Origin of the sequence: Methanothrix soehngenii GP6 (genome assembly GCF_000204415.1) — an archaeon.
GTDB lineage: Archaea > Halobacteriota > Methanosarcinia > Methanotrichales > Methanotrichaceae > Methanothrix > Methanothrix soehngenii.
In genome coordinates, this window is sequence record NC_015416.1 from 930,621 (window position 1) to 950,090 (window position 19,470).

Annotated in this window: 15 protein-coding genes and 2 tRNA genes; 7 read left to right on the forward strand and 10 right to left on the reverse strand. The window is 52.1% G+C overall.

Features of this window, described 5'->3' with window-relative positions; translation table 11 throughout:
* The first annotated feature begins 37 nt into the window (after positions 1-37).
* The 3 genes from MCON_RS04705 to MCON_RS16650 all read left to right on the forward strand — a co-directional run bounded on the left by MCON_RS04705 (position 38) and on the right by MCON_RS16650 (position 2,611).
* Positions 38-1,084: a DUF1616 domain-containing protein gene (locus tag MCON_RS04705; RefSeq protein ID WP_232844344.1), complete on the forward strand. Its 1,047-nt coding sequence runs from the start codon at positions 38-40 to the stop codon at positions 1,082-1,084.
* 225 nt (positions 1,085-1,309) lie between these two features.
* Positions 1,310-1,687: a hypothetical protein gene (locus MCON_RS04710; protein ID WP_157863674.1), complete on the forward strand. Its 378-nt coding sequence runs from the start codon at positions 1,310-1,312 to the stop codon at positions 1,685-1,687.
* A 78-nt stretch (positions 1,688-1,765) separates the two neighbouring features.
* Positions 1,766-2,611 carry a nucleoside deaminase gene (locus MCON_RS16650; RefSeq protein WP_013718876.1) on the forward strand — a complete coding sequence of 282 codons (846 nt, stop codon included), beginning with the start codon at positions 1,766-1,768 and terminating at the stop codon, positions 2,609-2,611.
* Between the two features lie 99 nt (positions 2,612-2,710).
* Here MCON_RS16650 and MCON_RS04720 read toward each other — a convergent pair whose 3' ends face one another.
* The 6 genes from MCON_RS04720 to MCON_RS04745 all read right to left on the reverse strand — a co-directional run bounded on the left by MCON_RS04720 (position 2,711) and on the right by MCON_RS04745 (position 8,723).
* On the reverse strand, positions 2,711-3,832 hold the full coding sequence (locus tag MCON_RS04720) for a YncE family protein (protein ID WP_157863675.1): 1,122 nt from the start codon (positions 3,830-3,832) through the stop codon (positions 2,711-2,713).
* Between the two features lie 286 nt (positions 3,833-4,118).
* Positions 4,119-4,190 (reverse strand) — tRNA-His (locus MCON_RS04725).
* Positions 4,191-4,209: 19 nt separating this feature from the next.
* A complete protein-coding gene (locus MCON_RS04730; protein WP_232844345.1) occupies positions 4,210-5,775 on the reverse strand; it encodes a VWA domain-containing protein in 1,566 nt (521 codons plus the stop codon).
* The gene (locus tag MCON_RS15105; protein WP_013718879.1) at positions 5,735-6,499 is read right to left on the reverse strand and encodes a GltB/FmdC/FwdC-like GXGXG domain-containing protein; all 765 of its coding nucleotides are present in this window, start codon (positions 6,497-6,499) and stop codon (positions 5,735-5,737) included. The genes MCON_RS04730 and MCON_RS15105 overlap by 41 nt, the downstream gene beginning before the upstream one ends.
* The gene (locus MCON_RS04740; protein WP_157863676.1) at positions 6,496-7,752 is read right to left on the reverse strand and encodes a MoxR family ATPase; all 1,257 of its coding nucleotides are present in this window, start codon (positions 7,750-7,752) and stop codon (positions 6,496-6,498) included. Before MCON_RS04740 ends, MCON_RS15105 begins: the two co-directional genes overlap by 4 nt.
* 650 nt (positions 7,753-8,402) lie before the next feature.
* Positions 8,403-8,723 (reverse strand): radical SAM protein, encoded by a 321-nt coding sequence (locus tag MCON_RS04745; RefSeq protein WP_013718881.1) that lies wholly within the window; start codon positions 8,721-8,723, stop codon positions 8,403-8,405.
* A 299-nt stretch (positions 8,724-9,022) separates the two neighbouring features.
* Here MCON_RS04745 and MCON_RS04750 point away from each other — a divergent pair.
* The 4 genes from MCON_RS04750 (at position 9,023) to MCON_RS16850 (ending at position 13,761) form a co-directional block, all read left to right on the forward strand.
* Positions 9,023-9,094, forward strand: a tRNA-Cys gene (locus MCON_RS04750).
* A gap of 213 nt (positions 9,095-9,307) precedes the next feature.
* On the forward strand, positions 9,308-11,200 hold the full coding sequence (gyrB, locus tag MCON_RS04755) for a DNA topoisomerase (ATP-hydrolyzing) subunit B (protein WP_013718882.1): 1,893 nt from the start codon (positions 9,308-9,310) through the stop codon (positions 11,198-11,200).
* A gap of 8 nt (positions 11,201-11,208) precedes the next feature.
* Entirely contained in the window at positions 11,209-13,602 is a 2,394-nt protein-coding gene (gene gyrA, locus MCON_RS04760) for a DNA gyrase subunit A (protein WP_013718883.1), read from the forward strand.
* Positions 13,603-13,635: 33 nt separating this feature from the next.
* The gene (locus MCON_RS16850; RefSeq protein ID WP_269798843.1) at positions 13,636-13,761 is read left to right on the forward strand and encodes a hypothetical protein; all 126 of its coding nucleotides are present in this window, start codon (positions 13,636-13,638) and stop codon (positions 13,759-13,761) included.
* Positions 13,762-14,034: 273 nt separating this feature from the next.
* On the opposite strand, the gene MCON_RS04765 is transcribed toward MCON_RS16850, so the two are convergent.
* The 4 genes from MCON_RS04765 to MCON_RS04780 all read right to left on the reverse strand — a co-directional run bounded on the left by MCON_RS04765 (position 14,035) and on the right by MCON_RS04780 (position 19,204).
* The gene (locus tag MCON_RS04765) at positions 14,035-17,460 is read right to left on the reverse strand and encodes a DEAD/DEAH box helicase (RefSeq protein WP_013718884.1); all 3,426 of its coding nucleotides are present in this window, start codon (positions 17,458-17,460) and stop codon (positions 14,035-14,037) included.
* Positions 17,461-18,270: a Hachiman antiphage defense system protein HamA gene (locus MCON_RS04770; protein ID WP_013718885.1), complete on the reverse strand. Its 810-nt coding sequence runs from the start codon at positions 18,268-18,270 to the stop codon at positions 17,461-17,463. It lies immediately after the preceding gene.
* A gap of 296 nt (positions 18,271-18,566) precedes the next feature.
* Positions 18,567-19,016: a PIN domain-containing protein gene (locus tag MCON_RS15580; RefSeq protein ID WP_013718886.1), complete on the reverse strand. Its 450-nt coding sequence runs from the start codon at positions 19,014-19,016 to the stop codon at positions 18,567-18,569.
* Positions 19,013-19,204: an antitoxin family protein gene (locus MCON_RS04780; protein WP_013718887.1), complete on the reverse strand. Its 192-nt coding sequence runs from the start codon at positions 19,202-19,204 to the stop codon at positions 19,013-19,015. Before MCON_RS04780 ends, MCON_RS15580 begins: the two co-directional genes overlap by 4 nt.
* Positions 19,205-19,470 lie beyond the last annotated feature (266 nt).

A 19,470-nucleotide genomic window follows, 5' to 3' on the forward strand; every position in this document is an offset into this window, starting at 1 on the left:
TCGAGGGGAACTAAGGATGGAGAGGGATCTAGAGCAGATGCCAGCTGATCTCCTGGCAGCGGTGGTGCTTGCCCTGGCGGTTCTGCTCTTCACCCTCACCCCTTTGAGCAGCCTGTTCCTGCGAATCCCCATCGGCCTTTTGATGGTGCTCTTTGTGCCAGGGTATGTGCTCATAGCCGCCCTCTTTCCAAAAAAGGGAGACCTTGATGGGATTGAGAGGATAGCTCTTAGCTTCGGCTTGAGCATCGCCGTTGTCCCCCTGATCGGTCTGGGCCTCAACTACACCCCCTGGGGAATCAGGCTGATACCGGTTGTTTTATCCATTGTGGCCTTTACCCTGCTGATGGCTGCAGTTGCCTACTGGCGGCGGATCTCTCTTTCTCCAGAGGAGAGGTTCTCCCTTAATCTTCGCCAGTGGATAGGCTCATTGAAAGATGAGATCCGAGCAGAGGGAGAGAGGGGTTGGGTGGACAAGGCCTTAACCATAATTCTGATACTATCCATAATCGCTTCCATCGTCGCCCTTGTTTATGTGGTGGTCACTCCCAAGGAGGGAGAGAAGTTCACGGAGTTCTATATCCTGGGCCCAGGAGGGAAGGCCTATGACTATCCGACAGAGGTCAGAGCAGGAAACAACAGCACAGTTATCGTAGGGGTGGTCAACCATGAGTACAGGCTCACCAACTACACTATGGAGATTCTGCTGAACAATACCCCCGCAGTTGATATTCAGCTGAATGATACCGCCATTGCATTGAGCACATTTGAACACGACCGATCGGCTCCTATCATCCCTATAATGAGCATGAACCTCAGCCTGCAGCACAACGATACCTGGGAGCAGCCCTTAACCTACGTCCTGGATGAAACAGGAGACCGGCAGAAGCTGCAGTTCCTCCTATACAAAGAGGGAAATTTCACTGCCCCCTATAGGGATTTGCATCTCTGGGTAAATGTGACCGATATGAACAGAAGGCCATCAAAGGATCTGGGCAATGATGGGAATCAGGATTGGACCCAAGATTGGCAGGATTTTCCAGATCGTTTAATCAAATTCAGGGGCAATCTCCCTCCGGAGAGGTAGGTCTCCGGATGCACCTTTTTTGCCTTTTAGCGGATCTGGGCGGTTCTTCTGATTGATTTTGATCTTTTCTAACTCTTCGCGAAACTCCATATAGCTCTCAAAGCAGCCCATATCTTCCTCCGGATGGATTCATCGTGACCTATCATTATTTATCCGTTCTCATTCACAATGCTCCATTACGATATCGAGTGGCATTTTCGGGGAAGAGACATGCTGGAGATGAGAATGAGGGCAGTGCAACTGGCCGCCAGGGAGGAGATCTTCCTGGCGATTGCTCAGGGGGCGCTGAAGGCAAGGGCGGGAAGGCTTGCTCCTGAATCGTCGATGGAGGTCGGAAGCTTCAAGATGATGGTGGTCGAGGACGAGAACGGCGATGGATGTGCAGTTCAGGTCATCGTGAGCCGGAAGATGATAGAAGATCTGGCTCTGGAAAAAGCACAATACCTGGACAAGAGCGCAGAGGATTGGAGCGAGCATGAGCGACGGATGTGGCTGGAAGCCTTCTCGCGGGACCTGGGGCCGTATCTATACAAGTGGAAGCAGATCAGGATGAGGCCAGGACCCGGAGAGAGCATCACCTTCGAGATACAGGTATGCAAATAGGCAGACGGCCCCAAGCCGGCAAGCTAAAAATAGAGGAAAACTAGCCAGCTGTAATGCCCACAATTTATATGAGGAGATATGTCAGGACGGCCAGTTGAGGAGGAGGGGAAGGCCAGATTCCAGAGGCTGCTATATGGCTACCAGCGCTCGGTGAGCGGCGCCGTTGCCCCTGCCCATCTCTCCACTCCCACAGAGGTAGAAGGCCAGGAATATGAATTCAAGCCCGTTCCGCTCGTCTCTGGCAGAGTTGATTATCATCAGCCCTGGAGCGGATATGCCCCCAAATGCACCCTGGAAGATCAAGAGGACTGCAAGTACTATCCCGTCCAGACCGCTAATATCAAAGTGAACGGCATCTACTCTGGTATCGAGGTAGAGGGCGACCGCTGGATGCAACTGGCCTGCCTGGCCGCTCGGGAGTCGGTGGAAGAGAAGGGCGGTCCTTTTGCGGCGCTGATACTGCAGATCGATAACTGTACCGATCAGATCCTGAGGTACTGGATCAATCATAACCAGGTTACATCGGCACTGGACCCCACCGCCCATGCGGAGATCATGGCCATTCGAAGCGCCTGCGCAAGTCTCGGGGTCTTTGACCTGGGAAGCATCAGAAAGGATGAGTCAAAGCTCGCCCAGCCGGGCGATCTGTCCCACTGCGTCATCTACAGCAGCGCAGAGCCCTGTCCCATGTGCTACGCTGCCATCTGCTGGGCCAATATCCCCATGCTGCTCTTCGCCGCCACCCGCTTTGACGCCGCCACTCAGGGAGTGGACTTTTCTGATGAGGCCATTTATGAGGAGCTGTCCAGGCCGTACTCTGATCGCTTTGTCAGGGTCTATCAGTGCACAGTGGACAACTCCCTAGACTCCTTCAACCTCTGGAAGGTCTCCAGAAAGGTACAGTATTCTCCGGATATCAAATAGATTCTTGGCTGCAAAGATCCCTTGGGGACGAAGCCCCAAGGTATCCACTCTTGATGGAACCATCAAGAAGGCGTTTTTGAGTCTCTCCATCATCAAGGGTTAAGTAGGTGGCGTCTTTAGAGGCATGGTATATTTGTATCGTTCGAATTTAATGGGCAGGGTATCAATTAATCGTATCGGCTCATTTGGAAGGAGATCTTGAGGCCGAGGAGGTCTTTCAATGATCATCTTTCCAGATGGAATGAGAGCCACCTCCTGAATCACCAGGCCTACTGGTGAGGCTTGCTGGCCACTAACGGAGTTCAAATCGACATGGCTTGCGGGGCTCAAGGTTTCTCCGGATACATCATATGCATAGAGGGCATCCTCGTTGTGCTCTGTCACAAATATCCTCTGGCCGTCGGAACTCACTTTGATGCACCTCGGATTGGATGGTATGGAAGCCGTGGAAACCACCTGGCCGTCTGAGAGACGGATCATGTCCACATATGCATCTGTAGCGGTATAATGCCCCAGAAACAGATATTGACCATCTGGTGATATGGCAATGCCTCTGGGATGCAAGGATGTCTCCATTGGAGCCAGGATAAAGTCATCGCGGGTCCTTATAACTTCTATTTTATTTTGGTCCATATTAGCCAGATAAATTGTGCTCCCATCCGGACTGGCTATTGCATCCTGAATAGCGTGTCCAGGGAAATTCAGGGTGGTAATTAAAGCATTCCTCACTGCATCAATCACATATACAGCCGGCTCCTGGTAGTCGACCACATAAGCTTTAGCCCCACTGGGAGTAAAGGTGATGCTGCTGGGATTGCCCCCCACATGGATGGAAGATATCAATTCCATCTCCTGAGGATTAAAAATGCCTACCTCTCCGGTTTCAGAAAAGGTCACATAGACTCGGCTGTCATAAGGGGAAACGGCTATTCCTGTGGGTTGTGCGCCTTCGATCTCGATGTTGTCAATCAATTCCATCGTCGAGGGATTTATCACCGCTATATGATCTGAATCCGGACAGGTGACCCACAACCTGTTGGGGCTTTGAACCATGGCAATGGAATGAGCATTATCCCCGACCTCAACCGTCTCGATAAGAGAGAGATCCTCACCATCGATTTTAGCCACGGTGGACCAGTCAGGATTAGATCCATGGACGTAGGAGTTCACAACATAAACGTACGAATAGGCAGTGGCATTCTGGATAAGAGACAGTGCCAAAATCCCCGATAGGAGTAAAACCCATAGACTCCAATGCGATCTGATTTTCATTTCACGATCACCTCAAAACTTCAGCGCTTTGTTACTCCAAAATTTTTGAAATAATTTGTTTTATACACTTATATCCATATCTAATTCATTTTTTTAGACTGTTCAATGCGGTGTGCTGCTGGATGAGGATTATTGCATATCCTGATAGTCTCGCATAATCTGAATCCGGGCTCAGCTAAAAAGGAATAGCCAGAGCATAAAAAGCCCATTACCATTTGATCTATCAGTAATAAGGGGCCGGGACCGGGATTCGAACCCAGCTCGAGGGATCCACAGTCCCTCAGGATAGCCACTACCCTATCCCGGCATGCCAGAATCCCAGTCTATTAGGAGAAGATAAAACTTTCCCCGCCGTAGGCTCTCTCCGAAACCTCCACTACTAAGGATATGAGATCATCAAGCTGCCGGATGTAGTAGATCTGGCCAAGACTGGAGAGGGACTCCTCCACATGCCGATCCCTATAGTCCGGGTCTATCGAGAAGAGGACGAACCTTCCCACCTCCGAGGCCCTCTTGATGTCCTCCCACTCCTGGTAGAGATTTTGAATATGGGTGTCTGTGATGCATAGGATAAGACAGCCCGGCCGGCCTTGGGCCAGCTCCAGTATCCTCTTTCCAGGTATATGGGTGCGGGTGGCTAAGAACTCGACCAAGACATCCTCAACAGCGTTAAGGTCCCGCGTCCAGCTGGCGAGCCGATAATTCTCGCTGAAGTTTATCGCCGCCAGCTCCGCTCCCATGGAATGGGCGAACTGGCAGGCCTTGAAGGCGGCCAGGGTAGCCTTATGGGTCTTGGTGCCCTTACGCGGCCCCTCCATGGAGCGGCTGCTGTCCAGGACTACGAGCAGATCGGGTACCCCCGCTCTTTCCGGCATCATGGGGCTCGTCTCATGATCCCTCTTGTAGGTCGAGACCCCAGGAATGAGATGGGGGCTCAGGCTCAGGGAGTAGGATACATCCAGATCATAGCAGGGATCGGTTAACCTCCATTTGGCAAAGCCCGAGGGAGTGACCTCTGAGCGGGCCCTGGGAACCTCTCTGATCTCAATGAAGTAGCTCTGGTCTCGATACCAGCGTTTTAGATCTCCTTTCTGCCCCAGCACCGCCAGAGCCTCTTCATACTCACCGGCATCCAGGTTCGCGGCACAGAGCAGGGGCACGGCGTCTGCACTGCCGTTCAATATCTCCTGCGCCCGGACCGGTCCCTGACCCAGGATGCCTGGCTCCAGTGCCCCCAGGATACGGGCCATCTCCTGGCACTGCCTGGGCCAGAGGCTCTTGTCCCTGATACCAGCTGAGAAGATCCGCAGGAGATGTTCGACCTCCGGACGGGGACAGGAGGGAAAAGAAGCTCCCCAAAACTCCCTTAAGAAGCCCAGAACCACTCGGTCTAAAGGATTAAGGGACCGGCCATCCAGTTCCCCCAGCCTCCTCCAGCCCATCAGCACCAGCTCTTCATCTCGCTCGCTCCTCTCCAGGCGAAATGAGTCCGATACAATATCTGAGAAGATATTCACCATCCTGTGGGCGGACTCGATTTGCGATGCCATACCTAGTGTCAAGCCATATGCCGAAACGTATGTTGAATTGGATCCTGAAGGATGGCCCAGCCCCTTGAGCGCGGCCAGAGCGAGGATACCCGCATTCTCCAGTGATCGGGGGCAGAAGATGTATTGAACGATGAGATGATGGAAGAGGTTCTCCAGATACAGCGGCCCAAGCTGCAGAGCCTTTTGATCCAAGGTGATCTGATAGTTCGAGAAGGCAAAACTGCCCGACCTGCCTTTTTCGCCCAGAACGGGAGGAGGAAGAAGAGGCCAGTGCCAGCTTTCTCGAGACCTCCGCCAGACCTCAATCCAGCCCAAAGACTCCATCCGCCGCCTCGGGGCCAAAAGCCTTTCCTCTGATCGTGCCGCCCTTCATCCGCCAGCCCGCTCTCCTTCCTACCCGGCCAAAAACGGTGATCCGACCTCCTTTCATCAAGAGCCCCAGATAGTCGCCCGCATCACCGTGAATGCGCAGGCTTCCCGAGCTCATCAGCCAGCCAGCCCTCTCACCACAGCTGCCCTGGCAGACCACCTTTCCCCCGGAGCAGCCCAGTCCCAGGAAGTTGCCGCAGTCACCTTTGATCACTCCCAAACCACCGCTCATCCTGCGGAAGGCATAGTTCCCAGCACCTCTAGATACTATCCCCCCGCCGGTCATCTCCTGGCCCAGATAGTCGCCTGCCGCTTGGCGAAGATAGATCCTCCCCCCTTTCATCCTCTCGCCCACATGATCACCTCCCATCTCCAGGATGATGGTGCCCCGGGATAGCTCCAGACCGGCATAGTTCCCAGCCGAAAGGTGCAGGGGCTGCTGACTCCTCTCTGCGGCAATGCTGGAGAGATGCCCCCAGATGACCTGATATCTATTGCCCGGATCGGATTCAACCAGCCTTTTCAGGGTCCCAGGATCCTGGGGCAGAAGCTCTTCCACCTCCATCCGGCTGGGCCTGGTCCCTAACCTCTCTCCCAGGTCATCCAGGCTGAAGATGGGGTCCCCTTTCTCGCTCCTTAGACTGCGTCCCTTGTTCAGGCCGCGGTAGGCATCATCCATGAATCTGCCCAGCTTCATCTCATCTGCTCCAGGGAGGGTATGAAGTCCAGCCGGGCGATGGGATCGTCAAAGATCGACAGCTCTTCCATCGCCCTCCAGACGGATGTCTCCCCATCCACCGCTCGGGAGAAGATGATGTTCATATCCGCCCGCTCGTTCATGGTGCGGTTGATGCTTTTTTCTACCAGCTCTGCCACAAAAGCCAGCTTTCTCGCTCCATAATAGGGAGGCCGATCGATAATGGAACGGATGGGATTTATCCGGTGCCAGATAACATAGGGAGCCACCGCCTTTAAGACCTCCAGGTCGGCCTCACGATCCAAGAGATAGGCAAGAGCCCGGGAAAAGGATCTCAGATCCTGGCGCACCCGATCTGACAGCCCCTCGTCCGCCTGCCAGCAGATGGCCTCTGGATTGCCGCTGTAATGGCAGCCTGCACACAGGCCTCGCGATGGACGGGCAGAGGATAGCTGGGTCTTGTCATATGACGGCGCCCTCTCGCAGAGGGTGAAGTCCCTCACCAGGCAGAGCACTGCCAGCTCCACCTGAGGCTCGATCTCCTTTTGAGCCACCAGACCAGGCAGGGAATCGAACTCCTGGAGAGTGAAGCGGGGCAGCTCCTCTGCCAGCTCCCCGACATCCCTCTCCCTTTCAGAGAGGGCCAGCCCTGCCAGGAAGTTGGGCTGAAAAGCGGGCACACAAACGGATATGCGGTCCAGCAGGGCCTCGTCCAGGGGATAGGTGGCGGAGAACTCCGGGTTCATGGTCAGATAGTAACAGGTATCTCCTGGCTCGTACACCTGCCCAGCATAGCTGATCTTCCTCTTCTGCAGTATCTCCAAGAACAGGTTCTGCTTGCCACCAGGAAAGCGGTTGACCTCATTGATCAGCTTCCAGCGGGACCTGGACCAAGGGGTCCAGAGCACTGTGCAGGGCTCTTCTGCCTCTCTCATCCACTGTCTGGGATCCAGAAAGCCCACCATCTTCTCCTCCGTCTGCTCCGGATAGCCGGTCACCATCTGGTCTTCCACCTCGCTGAAGGAGAGGGATAAGAATGAGGACCCGAGCAGATTGACCAGTGTGGTCTTGTTCGCACCCATTCCACCGTAGAGGAGAAGGGCACGGTTTCTCAGGCAGGCGTTGGCAATAGAGAAGTAGAGCTGAGAGTTGATCCGCTGATTGCCGACGGCAAGATCCTTCCTGGCCACATGCAGCCTCAGCTCCTCCAAAGCTCTGATCAGATCTTCGATCTTCTCCTTTGGATCTGGCATAAAAAGAGGGCTATAGTGCATACGATATTTAAATTAGGCGAGAGGATGGCGGCAATTGGCCAGACGAAGAGGGAAAACGGCCCTCCTTAGAGGGAAGAAGAGGGACAGCAAAAGTCAGTGTAGGAGGGATTGGTGATTGACTTTTGCCATCCTTGGGGTTCGACGTAAGACGATATAAACCTTTTGGGTGTAGACGATCAACGTGAGCTTCCGATTCTGTGAAAAGGAGGGAGGGGCAAAAGTCACCGTACGGGAGGGATTGATGGCCGTCGACTTTTGCCTGCATACTAATACGGCATTCGACGACTTAAGCCTTTCGGCTGCACGTCGAGATGCTCATCGAACCTCAATTGGAGAGATAATTAGGAGGGGGGCAAAAGTCATTCAAATAGGAGGGATAGGAAATATGACCTTTGCACAGATAATAGTACGATCATCAACGTATATATTTGTTTCCGTCTGAAGCAATCGCCGATGAGGAAACATGCCAAGATAAAATGAAATAACGAACTGGGAAACCAAATTCTAATCCTCCATCATAGAGCCATCATATATGCTCAACCTCGGATCAATCCTGCCCTTGAATTTCTCTAAATAAAAGTCCATTTACTCTTTCATCCTCTCCCTAAGCCCCGCCTCAAACACACCCTCTATAAATCTCTGTTCCGGGAATGGGAGTGGAATAAGCGATATTCACCCATTTCGGGCTTGTACTCTGCAATCAATCTCTTGGTCATATCTATATCCTCCTGGTTCTCTCCAGGAATTCCCACAATCAGAAGCATATCTGAGACTAATCCAATTTCATCCGCCTGTTTAAAAGTCCTGATTATCTGCTCCGGAGTAATTCCATTCCTCAATAGGTCTAAGATGGCCTGGCTTCCACTCTCCACGCCAAAGGCAAGCTCGACACAACCTGCTCGCTTCATTCGGAATATCGTCTCAAAATCAACTGTATCCACCCTGGACATGGAAGATCATCGAAAAATAGTATGCAAGATCTGCACCATCACCCACAACCCGGCACTTGACCGCACCTAGAGGGTATAAGAGATGCGCGACGAAGAAGTCTCCCATTCCGAGACTTGCCGTGAGATCATAATCGATGGAAGAAGTGCCCGGTGTGAAAGAATAGTATCCAGGTGTGAGGATCGGCCTTCGAAGGCAATCTTTATAAGGGGAGAGGTTGCAGCAGGATCTCTGCTCAGAGTGAGCCCACATCGATAAAGGTGGTGGTATCAGCAGCACTCTTGAGAGAGACCTTCCTAATGCCAAGGTGGCGGAGCGGCTACGCAAATGCCTGCAGAGCATTACCACTCCGGTTCGAATCCGGACCTTGGCTTCTCGTTTTCAAGTTTTTTACGATCAGCTCATTCTTTCGTATGCGCTTGTCAAATAGCTCCTTCTCAGTTCTGAGATGAGATGAGACTCCCCCTGCGAAGGCATCATTTTGTATCAATGTATTTTCCCAATTTGCGAATTTTTTCAGGGAAAAGCTTATATCTGCTCAAATGAGTGTGATACAGTCCTAATTATTAAGGAGGCTTAGTTGATTTTGAGCGAAGCTACAGGCTATGATGCAAGCCATATCCAGGTTCTCGAGGGCCTTGAGGCGGTCAGGCGCCGGCCCTCGATGTACATAGGCAGCACAGACTCCCTGGGGCTACACCATCTGGTCTACGAGGTAGTGGACAACAGCGTGGACGAGGCCCTGGGAGGATTCTGCAGCGAGATCGATGTGACAATCAATCCCGGAGGGAGCGTCTCCATTCGGGATGACGGCCGGGGCATCCCGGTTGATAACCATCCCCAGTTTAACCGGCCGGCTCTGGAGATCGTCTTAACGGTGTTGCATGCCGGCGGCAAGTTCGACCACGAGTCTTATGGCGTCTCCGGCGGACTGCATGGGGTGGGCGTCTCCGTGGTTAATGCCCTCTCCGAGTGGATGGAGGTGCAGGTCCGCAGGAACGGAAGGATCTACTGGCAGCGCTTCGAAAAGGGCAAGGTGGTCTCGGATCTGGAGGAACGGGGCAGCTCGGATCATACCGGAACCACCATCACCTTCAAGCCTGATACCAGCATATTCGAGGAGACCGAGTTTTCCTTCGACACCCTCTCCTCCCGTTTGAGGGAGCTGGCCTTTCTGAATCGCGGCCTTAAGATAACCATAAAAGACGATAGATCTGATAAAGAGAACATCTTCCAGTACGCGGGAGGCATCATCTCCTTCGTGGAGTACCTCAATAAGAATAAGGAGGTGTTGCACGAGCAGCCGGTCTACTTCTCGCGCAGCAAGAATGGGACCCAGGTGGAGGTGGCCCTGCAGTACAACAACTCCTATGCAGAGAACATATTCTCCTATGCCAATATCATCAACACCCGCGAGGGAGGAACTCACCTCATGGGCTTCCGCGCCGCCTTAACCCGCACAGTCAATGATTATGCCCGGAATAACAAGCTATTCAAGAACGAGATGAAGCTGGGGGGCGAGGACCTGAGAGAGGGGCTGGTGGCAGTCATAAGCGTAAAGCTGCCTGACCCCCAGTTCGAGGGCCAGACCAAGACCCGATTGGGAAACAGCTCCATCCGGGGAATTGTGGAGTCGATGGTAGCAGAGGGCCTGGGGGAGTACTTCGAGGAGAACCCTCTTGTTGCGACGACCATTGTGGAGAAGGCTGCAGAAGCCATGCGCGCCCGGGAAGCGGCCCGGAAGGCCAAGGAGCTGACCCGGCGCAAGAACGCCCTTAGCTCCGGCGGACTGCCCGGAAAGCTGGCCGACTGCTCTGACAATGATCCTGCGAAATGCGAGATCTATATCGTCGAGGGCGAGAGTGCTGGGGGGAGTGCGAAACAGGGAAGGAACAGGCATTTTCAGGCCATACTGCCCCTGCGGGGCAAGATCCTCAATGTGGAGAGGGCGAGGCTGGACAAGATCCTGAAGAACGCCGAGATTCGCAATATGATCGTGGCCTTCGGCACGGGCGTGGGAGATGACTTCGATATCAGTAAAGCGAGGTATCATAAGGTGGTGATAATGACCGATGCAGATGTGGATGGCTCGCACATCCGCACCCTTCTGCTCACCTTCTTCTACCGCTATATGAGGCCCCTGATCGATGCCGGCTATGTGTTCATCGCCCAGCCCCCCCTCTATCAGGTCAAGAAGGGAAAGCAGGCCAATTACGCCTATAGCGATGAGCAGCTTAACGAGCTGGTAGCAGGCATGAACAAACCGGTCATTCAGAGGTACAAGGGCCTGGGTGAGATGAACCCCGAGCAGCTCTGGGAGACTACCATGGATCCGGAGGGGAGGATCATGCTTCGGGTCACCCTGGAGGATGCAGTGGAGGCGGACAGGATCTTCACTATCCTCATGGGCGACCAGGTGGAGCCGCGCCGGGAGTTCATAGAGAAGCATGCCAAGTATGTGAAGAATCTTGATATCTGAGGTGGATCGTGACAGAAGTACAGGTTAACATCACCGAGGAGATGAAGTCCTCTTACATCGATTATGCCATGAGCGTGATCGTAGGGAGGGCTCTGCCCGATGTCCGAGACGGATTGAAGCCCGTTCACCGCCGCATTCTCTATGCCATGTATGAGCAGGGCATGACCCACGATCAGCCCTACAAGAAGTCCGCCCGCGTGGTGGGCGATGTGATGGGCAAGTACCATCCTCACGGTGATGCGGCCATATATGAGACCATGGTCAGAATGGCCCAGACCTTCTCCATGCGTTATCCTCTGATCGATGGCCAGGGCAACTTCGGCTCCATCGACGGAGATCCGGCTGCCGCCATGCGTTACACCGAGGTCCGGCTCTCTAAAATCGCCGAGGAGATGCTGGCAGACATCGAGAAGAATACCGTGGACTTTGTGCCCAACTATGACGGCTCGCTCAAGGAGCCAACAGTCCTTCCGGGAAAGCTTCCCAACCTGCTCTTAAACGGCTCGACTGGAATCGCCGTGGGTATGGCGACCAACATCCCACCCCATAATCTGAATGAGCTGGCAGGGGCGATCATCCATCTGATAGACAATCCCCAGGCAACAGTAGGCGAGCTGATGCATTATTTGCCGGGCCCGGATTTTCCCACTGGTGGATATATCGTGGGCCGGGCGGGAATCGAGTCCGCTTATCTGACCGGCAAGGGAAGCATAATCATGCAGGCCAAGTCGGAGATCGAGGAGGGAGCAAAGAGCACCAGGATCATCTTTTCCGAGCTTCCCTACCAGGTGAACAAGGCCAAGCTGATCGAGGATATGGCGGAGATGGTCAAAGGGGGACGCCTGGAGGGCATATCCGATCTGCGGGATGAGTCAGACAAAGAAGGCATCCGCATGGTAGTGGATATCAAGACCGGATTCAACGCCAATGTGGTCTTAAACCAGCTGCATAAACACACCGCTTTGCAGACCAGCTACGGGATCAACAACATGGTCCTGGTGGACGGGATGCCCAGGATCCTCTCTTTAAAGGAGACCCTGGAGCAGTACATCTACTACCGCTCCATAGTGGTTGAGAGGCGCACCCGCTTCGAGCTGGATGCAGCGGAGAAGAGGGCCCATATCCTGGCGGGCCTGCTCATCGCCCTGAAGAACATCGATGAGGTGATAAGGATCATCAAGGCCGCCCCCACACCAGCGGAGGCCAGGGATGGTCTGATAGAGGCATTTCTCCTCTCCGAGGAGCAGGCGAAGGCCATTTTAGACATGAGGCTGCAGAGGCTTACGGGCCTGGAGCAGGAGAAGATAGTCTCCGAGGCGGCAGAGCTGGAGAAGCTCATCGCCCACCTGAGACAGATCCTCTCCAGCAATCTGGAGATCCTGAGCATCATCAAGGACGAACTGACGGAGCTGATCAGCAAGTACGGCGACGAGCGGCGGACCCAGATCATCGAGGCCGATGGTGAGGTCACTAATGAGGACCTCATTCAGGAGGAGGAGGTGGCGGTGACCATCACCAGCTCCGGGTACATCAAGCGCCAGCCCGTCAATACGTACCGCATGCAAAGAAGGGGCGGGCGGGGGGTTATAGGAGCCGAGACCAAGACAGAGGAGTTTGTGACCGATGTCTCCACCGCCTCCACCAAGGACTATCTGCTCTTCTTCACCGACAAGGGCAAAGCCCACTGGCTAAAGGTTTATGAGGTTCCCGCTTTGGGAAGGGCAGCCCGGGGCAAGTCCATAGTGAACCTGCTCCAGCTGGAGCCGGATGAGAGGATCGCCGGAGCCATCCCGGTGAAAAGCTTCCAGGCGGGATACATCGTGCTGGTAACCAGGAGCGGCAATATTGTGAAGATGCCTCTGCAGGCCTTCTCCAATCCCCGCAAGGGAGGGATAAAGGCGGTGAACCTGAAGGGGGATAGCCTGGTCTCGGCCAAGCTCACCAATGGAGAAAAGGAGCTCTTGGTGGCCACCAAATTCGGAAAGGCCATCCGCTTCAAAGAGGGGGATGTGCGTGCCTCCAACCGGGGGACCATGGGGGTCAAAGCGATCAGCCTGAACATGGGCGACGAGCTGATCAGCATGGATGTGATTGAGCCCGGCTCAGGCTCAACTCTGCTCACCGTCACCAATCAGGGCTATGGCAAGAGGACTGAGCTCGAGGAGTATCCCCAGCAGAGGCGGGGGGGCAAGGGAGTCAAGAACATCGATGCCCGCAAGGGGTATGTCTGCTGCACCACCACTGTCTCCGAGGAGGACGAATTATTGGTCACCACCCGGGACGGGGTGATTATCAGGATACCGGCAAGCGACATCCGGGTGCAGGGCCGGTCGACCCAAGGTGTTCGGATCATGAATGTCAAGCCGGGAGACGAGGTGGCGGCAATAGCGAGGATAAACTGAGGGGAAGTCCGGCGGAGAGAGGCTGCGCGGAGCATGGTGCTTCTGCGCTGCTGCCCGCAGATGGAGCGGCAGCGCTATCGGGCCTGCGTGGCCCTGAGGATCGCTGCTAGAAGAAGGGCGACCTCCATGCGGGCCACGAGGACTCTACATAAGCCCTAGACCGTTCGACCCCGGAAACACGTTGGCACTCAAGAACCTGGGCGTCATATTCAGCCAGGAAGGCGATAACCTACTGGCTCTTCACTATCTGCGCTGCTTCTACAAGACCGATGCAATGGATCTGCAGATTTGTGCGATTCGCCTTCGCCTGGGGCAGCGAGCAGGCCCAGAAGCACTTTCATATGTTGCTAGAGATGCCGGCATCCTAGGATCTGCATTGCACGCTCTGGCCAGGCATGACCATCTGCCTGATAATGTTGGATTATATCATCTTTACGACGGGCCAAAATACTCAACGACGACTGTATTCGGGCAGTCCGCTACCCATGCATTAACGATATCATGGCTTTGTATACTAAGCTCAGTGATAAGAACACCAAGTCTTACATAGTCTGTTGTTAGAACGAGCCTGGCGTCTGGCTCAACGATGACATGCGTGTTGATTGGTGGTGCGTCGATAAACCACTCTACCTGCACGACTTGAGTTTGGCATGTCAACTTAAGACGGTTTCCTTTCTTGGTGCTGAAGAACTGTAGCCATGCAGGACGGCTCTGTTTTGTCGGCCAGTTCTCCATTTTGGACATCGACTCTACCTGATCCGATCTCAACCATTCGAGCATTTCTCTGTAGTCAATAAAAGCCGCTTCTGTTTTGGTAACAGCCGTGATTGCAGCTTCGCGTGAATTCAGTCCAGCACGCAGTAATTTTATGACAGAGAGATTGGCGTTTCCTACCTCTGCTGCCATAGCTGCATGGCCTTTGATCTGCTCTGCACCGTCTTGTCTGACAGCTATTGCGTGCACTCTAACAGCCTCCATCGCCCAAGGGAGTCGGTAAGATATGGCCTCCTGCAATAGGTCAACACCTTTACTAGAATCAAGGCCAACAATTTTTGATGCTGATTTGCCTTCAATCCATTCTCGTAGTGCATTCTCCCAATAGTCGGGCATAGTCCCAGAGGGGCGAAAAGGCTCAGTCTGAAACACAAGTCTGGCAAATTCAACAATGGAGTCGGTGGCACCAGCCGAATCTCCCGCTACCACTGCTGCCTCTGCTCGAAGAAGGAGATCGACTAGGTTTGCAATGTTAGCATCCAAGAACCGACCGGCTCGTAGCCCGACGCCAGCCACATGATATCCCCTTCGTTGAGATGTACTTGTTTGCCTCCAGATACAATGGGCTCGCGCTTTAACGAACCGTCGCACTAGCATTTGCATGTTATGTTCATAGTATGCCAGCTTTCTAGAGAAGAGCGACCCTTCTAACACATTATCAAGTTCGTTGTCAAGACATTCTTCTTCAATCCCTGTGTCCAATAGCGCCAAAATAGCCGCATCAAGGGAAGCTATATCATGTTCCCAATCTTCAAGCTTCATTTCTACTTGCTCTAATTGAGAATCAGTAAAATCCCAAACATCTCCATGCCCAGTGAGATATTCAATGACTTCCTCCAATGGCGCCCCGACAATATCTGAGATTTTCTGGAAAATCTTGTTAGCTAGCAGCAAAAGGCCGCTCGAAATTTCTGGCGCTTTTGCTTTGGAGACGAGATCATGCCAATGATATAGTCTTCTGGCTTCGCTTTTTCCATCGTCCTCCCATATAACATGCAATACAATACCATCAACATCGACAAAAGCGCGGCCAGCACGACCGATAACATTTGCAAATTCTGTAGCAGGAATAATATCCCTGTTTCGCCATATTGAAGGGACCAGAAGCACGCTGGCCGAGAGATTAAGACCTTGTGCAAGCGTCGGAGAAGCAATCGTAAGACGAATATCGCCCTTGCGTAGAAGCTTTTCTAGTTCATTCAAGAATTGACGAGGTAAATGGCCATGGTGCAGGGCTATGCCGTATTTTAGGCACTGGACCGCTGGATGATCGGGGCCCAACCATTCAGCTCCTGCAGCCATCACGTCCTGAATATCCTGGTTCATCAGGCGAAGCGGCTTTAACATTCCCTGCCTGATACACTTAAGGATAACCCTTCCTAGTTTTTCTACAGACCTCCTCATTGTGCAATAGATGAGGACGTCCTTTCCTTGGTCAACGAATTGCCATGCTGCTGCCAGAGTCAATTCGTCCTTATCATGTGGAAAGCTATTAAAACGCCGAGATCCCGCGGGTGGCACCTTAGTTTCCACAAATCGCTTCACAAAGGGGCCCTCTGTCTCAACCTTAATGTCAAGGCGCGCTGCATCCCTTACCCATCTTATGACACCAAATCTTTGACGAGTAGGACGCCAAGTGGAATACACTGCAGTTCCAGGCTCATCTCGTCGAAGCCACGAGACCAAATCGCTCATTTCTTCGGGTGGCGGAAATAATGCGGATAGGCAGACAATACGTCGAGAACCAGCATCGGATCGACGAAGCAACCGTTGCACGAGTGCTTCGTATCTAACTTCTCTCTCGCTTGGTCCGAGCATATGACCTTCATCTAGTACAATGAGGCCAACATTATCAATAATTGTTGGATCAACGCGGAGGGCAAAGTCCAACTTCTCCGGAGTGGAAACAACAATCTTAACTTCCCTAAGTGTATCAGCGTCAGAACTCTCGATCCCAGCAGATCCATATAAAGAGGATACGGATATCCCAAGAGGAAGAAATGTATCAGCAAGATCCTGTTCAACTTGTGCTGACAAGGCTCTAAGCGGAGTGACGTAGATGATACGGAGATCTGATGCTAATGTTCGAAGGATGCAAAGCTCTGCAATTCGGGTTTTTCCAGCACTTGTAGGTAGCGCTACTACGAGATCATCAGATTGATCTATGGCGCGCTGAGCTGCCTCGATCTGTGATGGCCAAAGTTCGATTGCGGATTTCTTTGCTGCTCGCAGTCGCTGAATATAGGCCTGACGCAAGGTAGTCCACTTTTCAATGTCATCATCGTCTGAGAGTATCTTTGGAATTTGGCGGTGGAGGCTCATTTGCCAGAGATCGTCTATTAGGTGGAATGCCATCGTAGAAGTCCACCAATGGCTCACAGCATGCATATCTTTAGCGGCCTCGGCCGTAAAAAGTAGCAGACGCTTTGCTTCCATAGCAGAGACCTCCTCACCGGTTGTTATAGCATGGTCAAATAGTGCGAGTCCGCGCATGAAAGATCTGGTAATAACCGCGCTTATCGCGTCAGTCTCATCGAAATCTGCATCATTAAGAAGGCGCTCTGCAATTCTCTCATCCCATTGCTCTTTATCAAGCAGCCAAGCCGCAACAAATTCATGCATTTCATCAAGAGATTTCCTCAGAAGCTGGACAAGGGCTTTCTCAGTTGGTGCTAGGTTCCCGTCGTTAGCACCAATAGGCAACATGGAATAAGCACGTGCTGCATATCTCGCAAGGTGAAAGGAGATGGCTGAACTCACCAGATTAAATCCGCGGTCTATGCGAAACGGATCTCCATTGCGCACGGCTGCTTCGATTGCCTCGCCAGCAACGAGGAAAGCCCGCTGCAATAAAATCTCATCCCCGTTGACCGAGCGCAGACGCAGTGCCATTGCAAGCACCGTGTAGGCATAATCGAGAAGATCATCAGTAAGACTGTCTCCAAATGATGGTGCTCCGGTAGGGAGTTCCCCATTGCGCCAGATTAGACCACGAGCTAATCCCTTATCCAGCAAACGATCCCGAAATCCAGGGGATATAGCCTTTTCGAGGATATTCTGAAGTTCTATCGCAGATTCGGTCATTTACTGCTCCGAAAACAAGCGCTCAATAACATCGCCATGGTTAACGATATAAATTCCGACTGCATACCTGCGAGTGCGATTCCTGCATTCCCTAAGATGATTGGATAGATGGGTATTAGGATCGGTGCCAGACACTGTAAAGAGCAAATGCTCGAAAGGACAACCACGGAAGCTCTGCAGCACAGCATAATCCAAATCCTTGGCAAGGTCATGATCTCCCTTGTCTCGCAAACGTTCTGCCACAAAGAGCACCGAATGTCTGTTTGGACGACCACGATATCGGTCAAGTGCATCTGCGGCTTCTTTGATTACAGTTGGAGTCAGTCTTGCGTAACTCTTTGATTCGCCCTTAAGGAACTTTAAGCTACCTTTAAGATCTCGATCGATGGCAATAAGATCATCGCCTCGAAGAGCCATATTGCGTCCATCCTTAAAGCGAAGCCTTCGAATTGGGACGCTAAATCCAAGCCTACGCTCAGTAAACTCTATGGCAAGGATTTCCCCAAGGTCACCGGAACGAGCCGTCTTTGTTGTTGGCAAATGCTCCCTCAACAATTCTGCAGTTCTTGGAGCGCCTAATTCTGCAAGTCTCTTTGCGGTAATTTCTGGTGCTACATAGTGACTGAGTAAAACGTTCTGGAGCTCATCGAAAATATTATCGCACGAGCAGTTATTCTCTTTACAGATAATAAGCACATGCTTGCCCAAATTTGCCTTTTTAATAGATAACCAGCGGTCGAAAAGGTCGACCCTATCGTCGGCAGGCGGATGTGTTCGAGCCTTATCCTCAATACTGCAATTGGAGCCCAATTACTTCCACCTGCCTAATTCAGGCCATCTAATTATGCACATTTCCATGTATCTATAGCTCCCACATCCACAAATCACATGACCGATTATTGTTGCTTTCTGCAGACGATTTATCAGTTTGCCATGAACGGTATACGTGCGATTTAATAAGTCTTTTTATTTAAGAGAGATCGTGAGCAGAAAATGGACAAGTTGGCCATTTTAGCACATTCATCGCTCCAACGAGTGGATACATGCGCATTAAGCTCCAGCAGCGTGGATGGAAAGAATTGGATGAAGGACGGATGGGGTTTCGCCTAGAGTTCCACTACTTCCAAAAAGTCAACTCTTCGAAAATCCCGGTCAAAGCTTGCGATCTTTTTGATTCCGTTGCGATAGCAGGTCGAAGCTATTAGTGCGTCATATGGCAGAAGCCTGTATTGTATCATGGTCTCCCGCCAGTGGTTCATATCATCATTGATTGGCACCAAGGAAATGCATCTTGCATCGATGAAGCGGAATATAGCTTCTATCTCTTTCTCAAATGGCGCGTAGCCGTTATCAATGAGGAACCTCTTGAATGAGGCATGATTTTTCGTTCCGTAACGCTCTTCGCACAGATTTCTAACCGATACAAAAATCAGCTCATGTATGACCGTGGATGATGTGACGAGTTTATGATTTTGATCTATAAATCTCCTGGCGGAGTTCGAAAATTTTGTATCAAAGAAAGCATTATAAAATATATTGGTATCGATGAATATCACAGATAGACCTCGCCCTCAAGCTCTTCGAGCCTCTCTGCAGAAGCCTTGCCAAACATGCCGTAGTATTTCGAGAGATCTACCTTTTCAATTTTGATCTTTAGTTTTGTGCCTTCCTCTAGCTTTACATCTTCCATCGGCTTGAAGACACCGCCTTCGTATACACATTCTATGGTTTCGCTGGCACTCATGCTATTGTCTCCATCCTTGTGTAGAATCTATATATTTCAACTTCCTGCTATTCAATCTTCTGGTAGCGCACATACTGCTGTAGATTCACAGTGGCTCCGTATCCTGAATTCTATTCATTTTGTCTCCGGGATAGAGGGGGTTAGACGTTGTGACTTCCAAACCCGCAAACCACAAGAATTATATCCCCTCATCCATAGGGACAGATCATACTCTGATGTATAAGAATGTGCATAAAAGATCAATATAAACCAGCGAAAAATCCCAT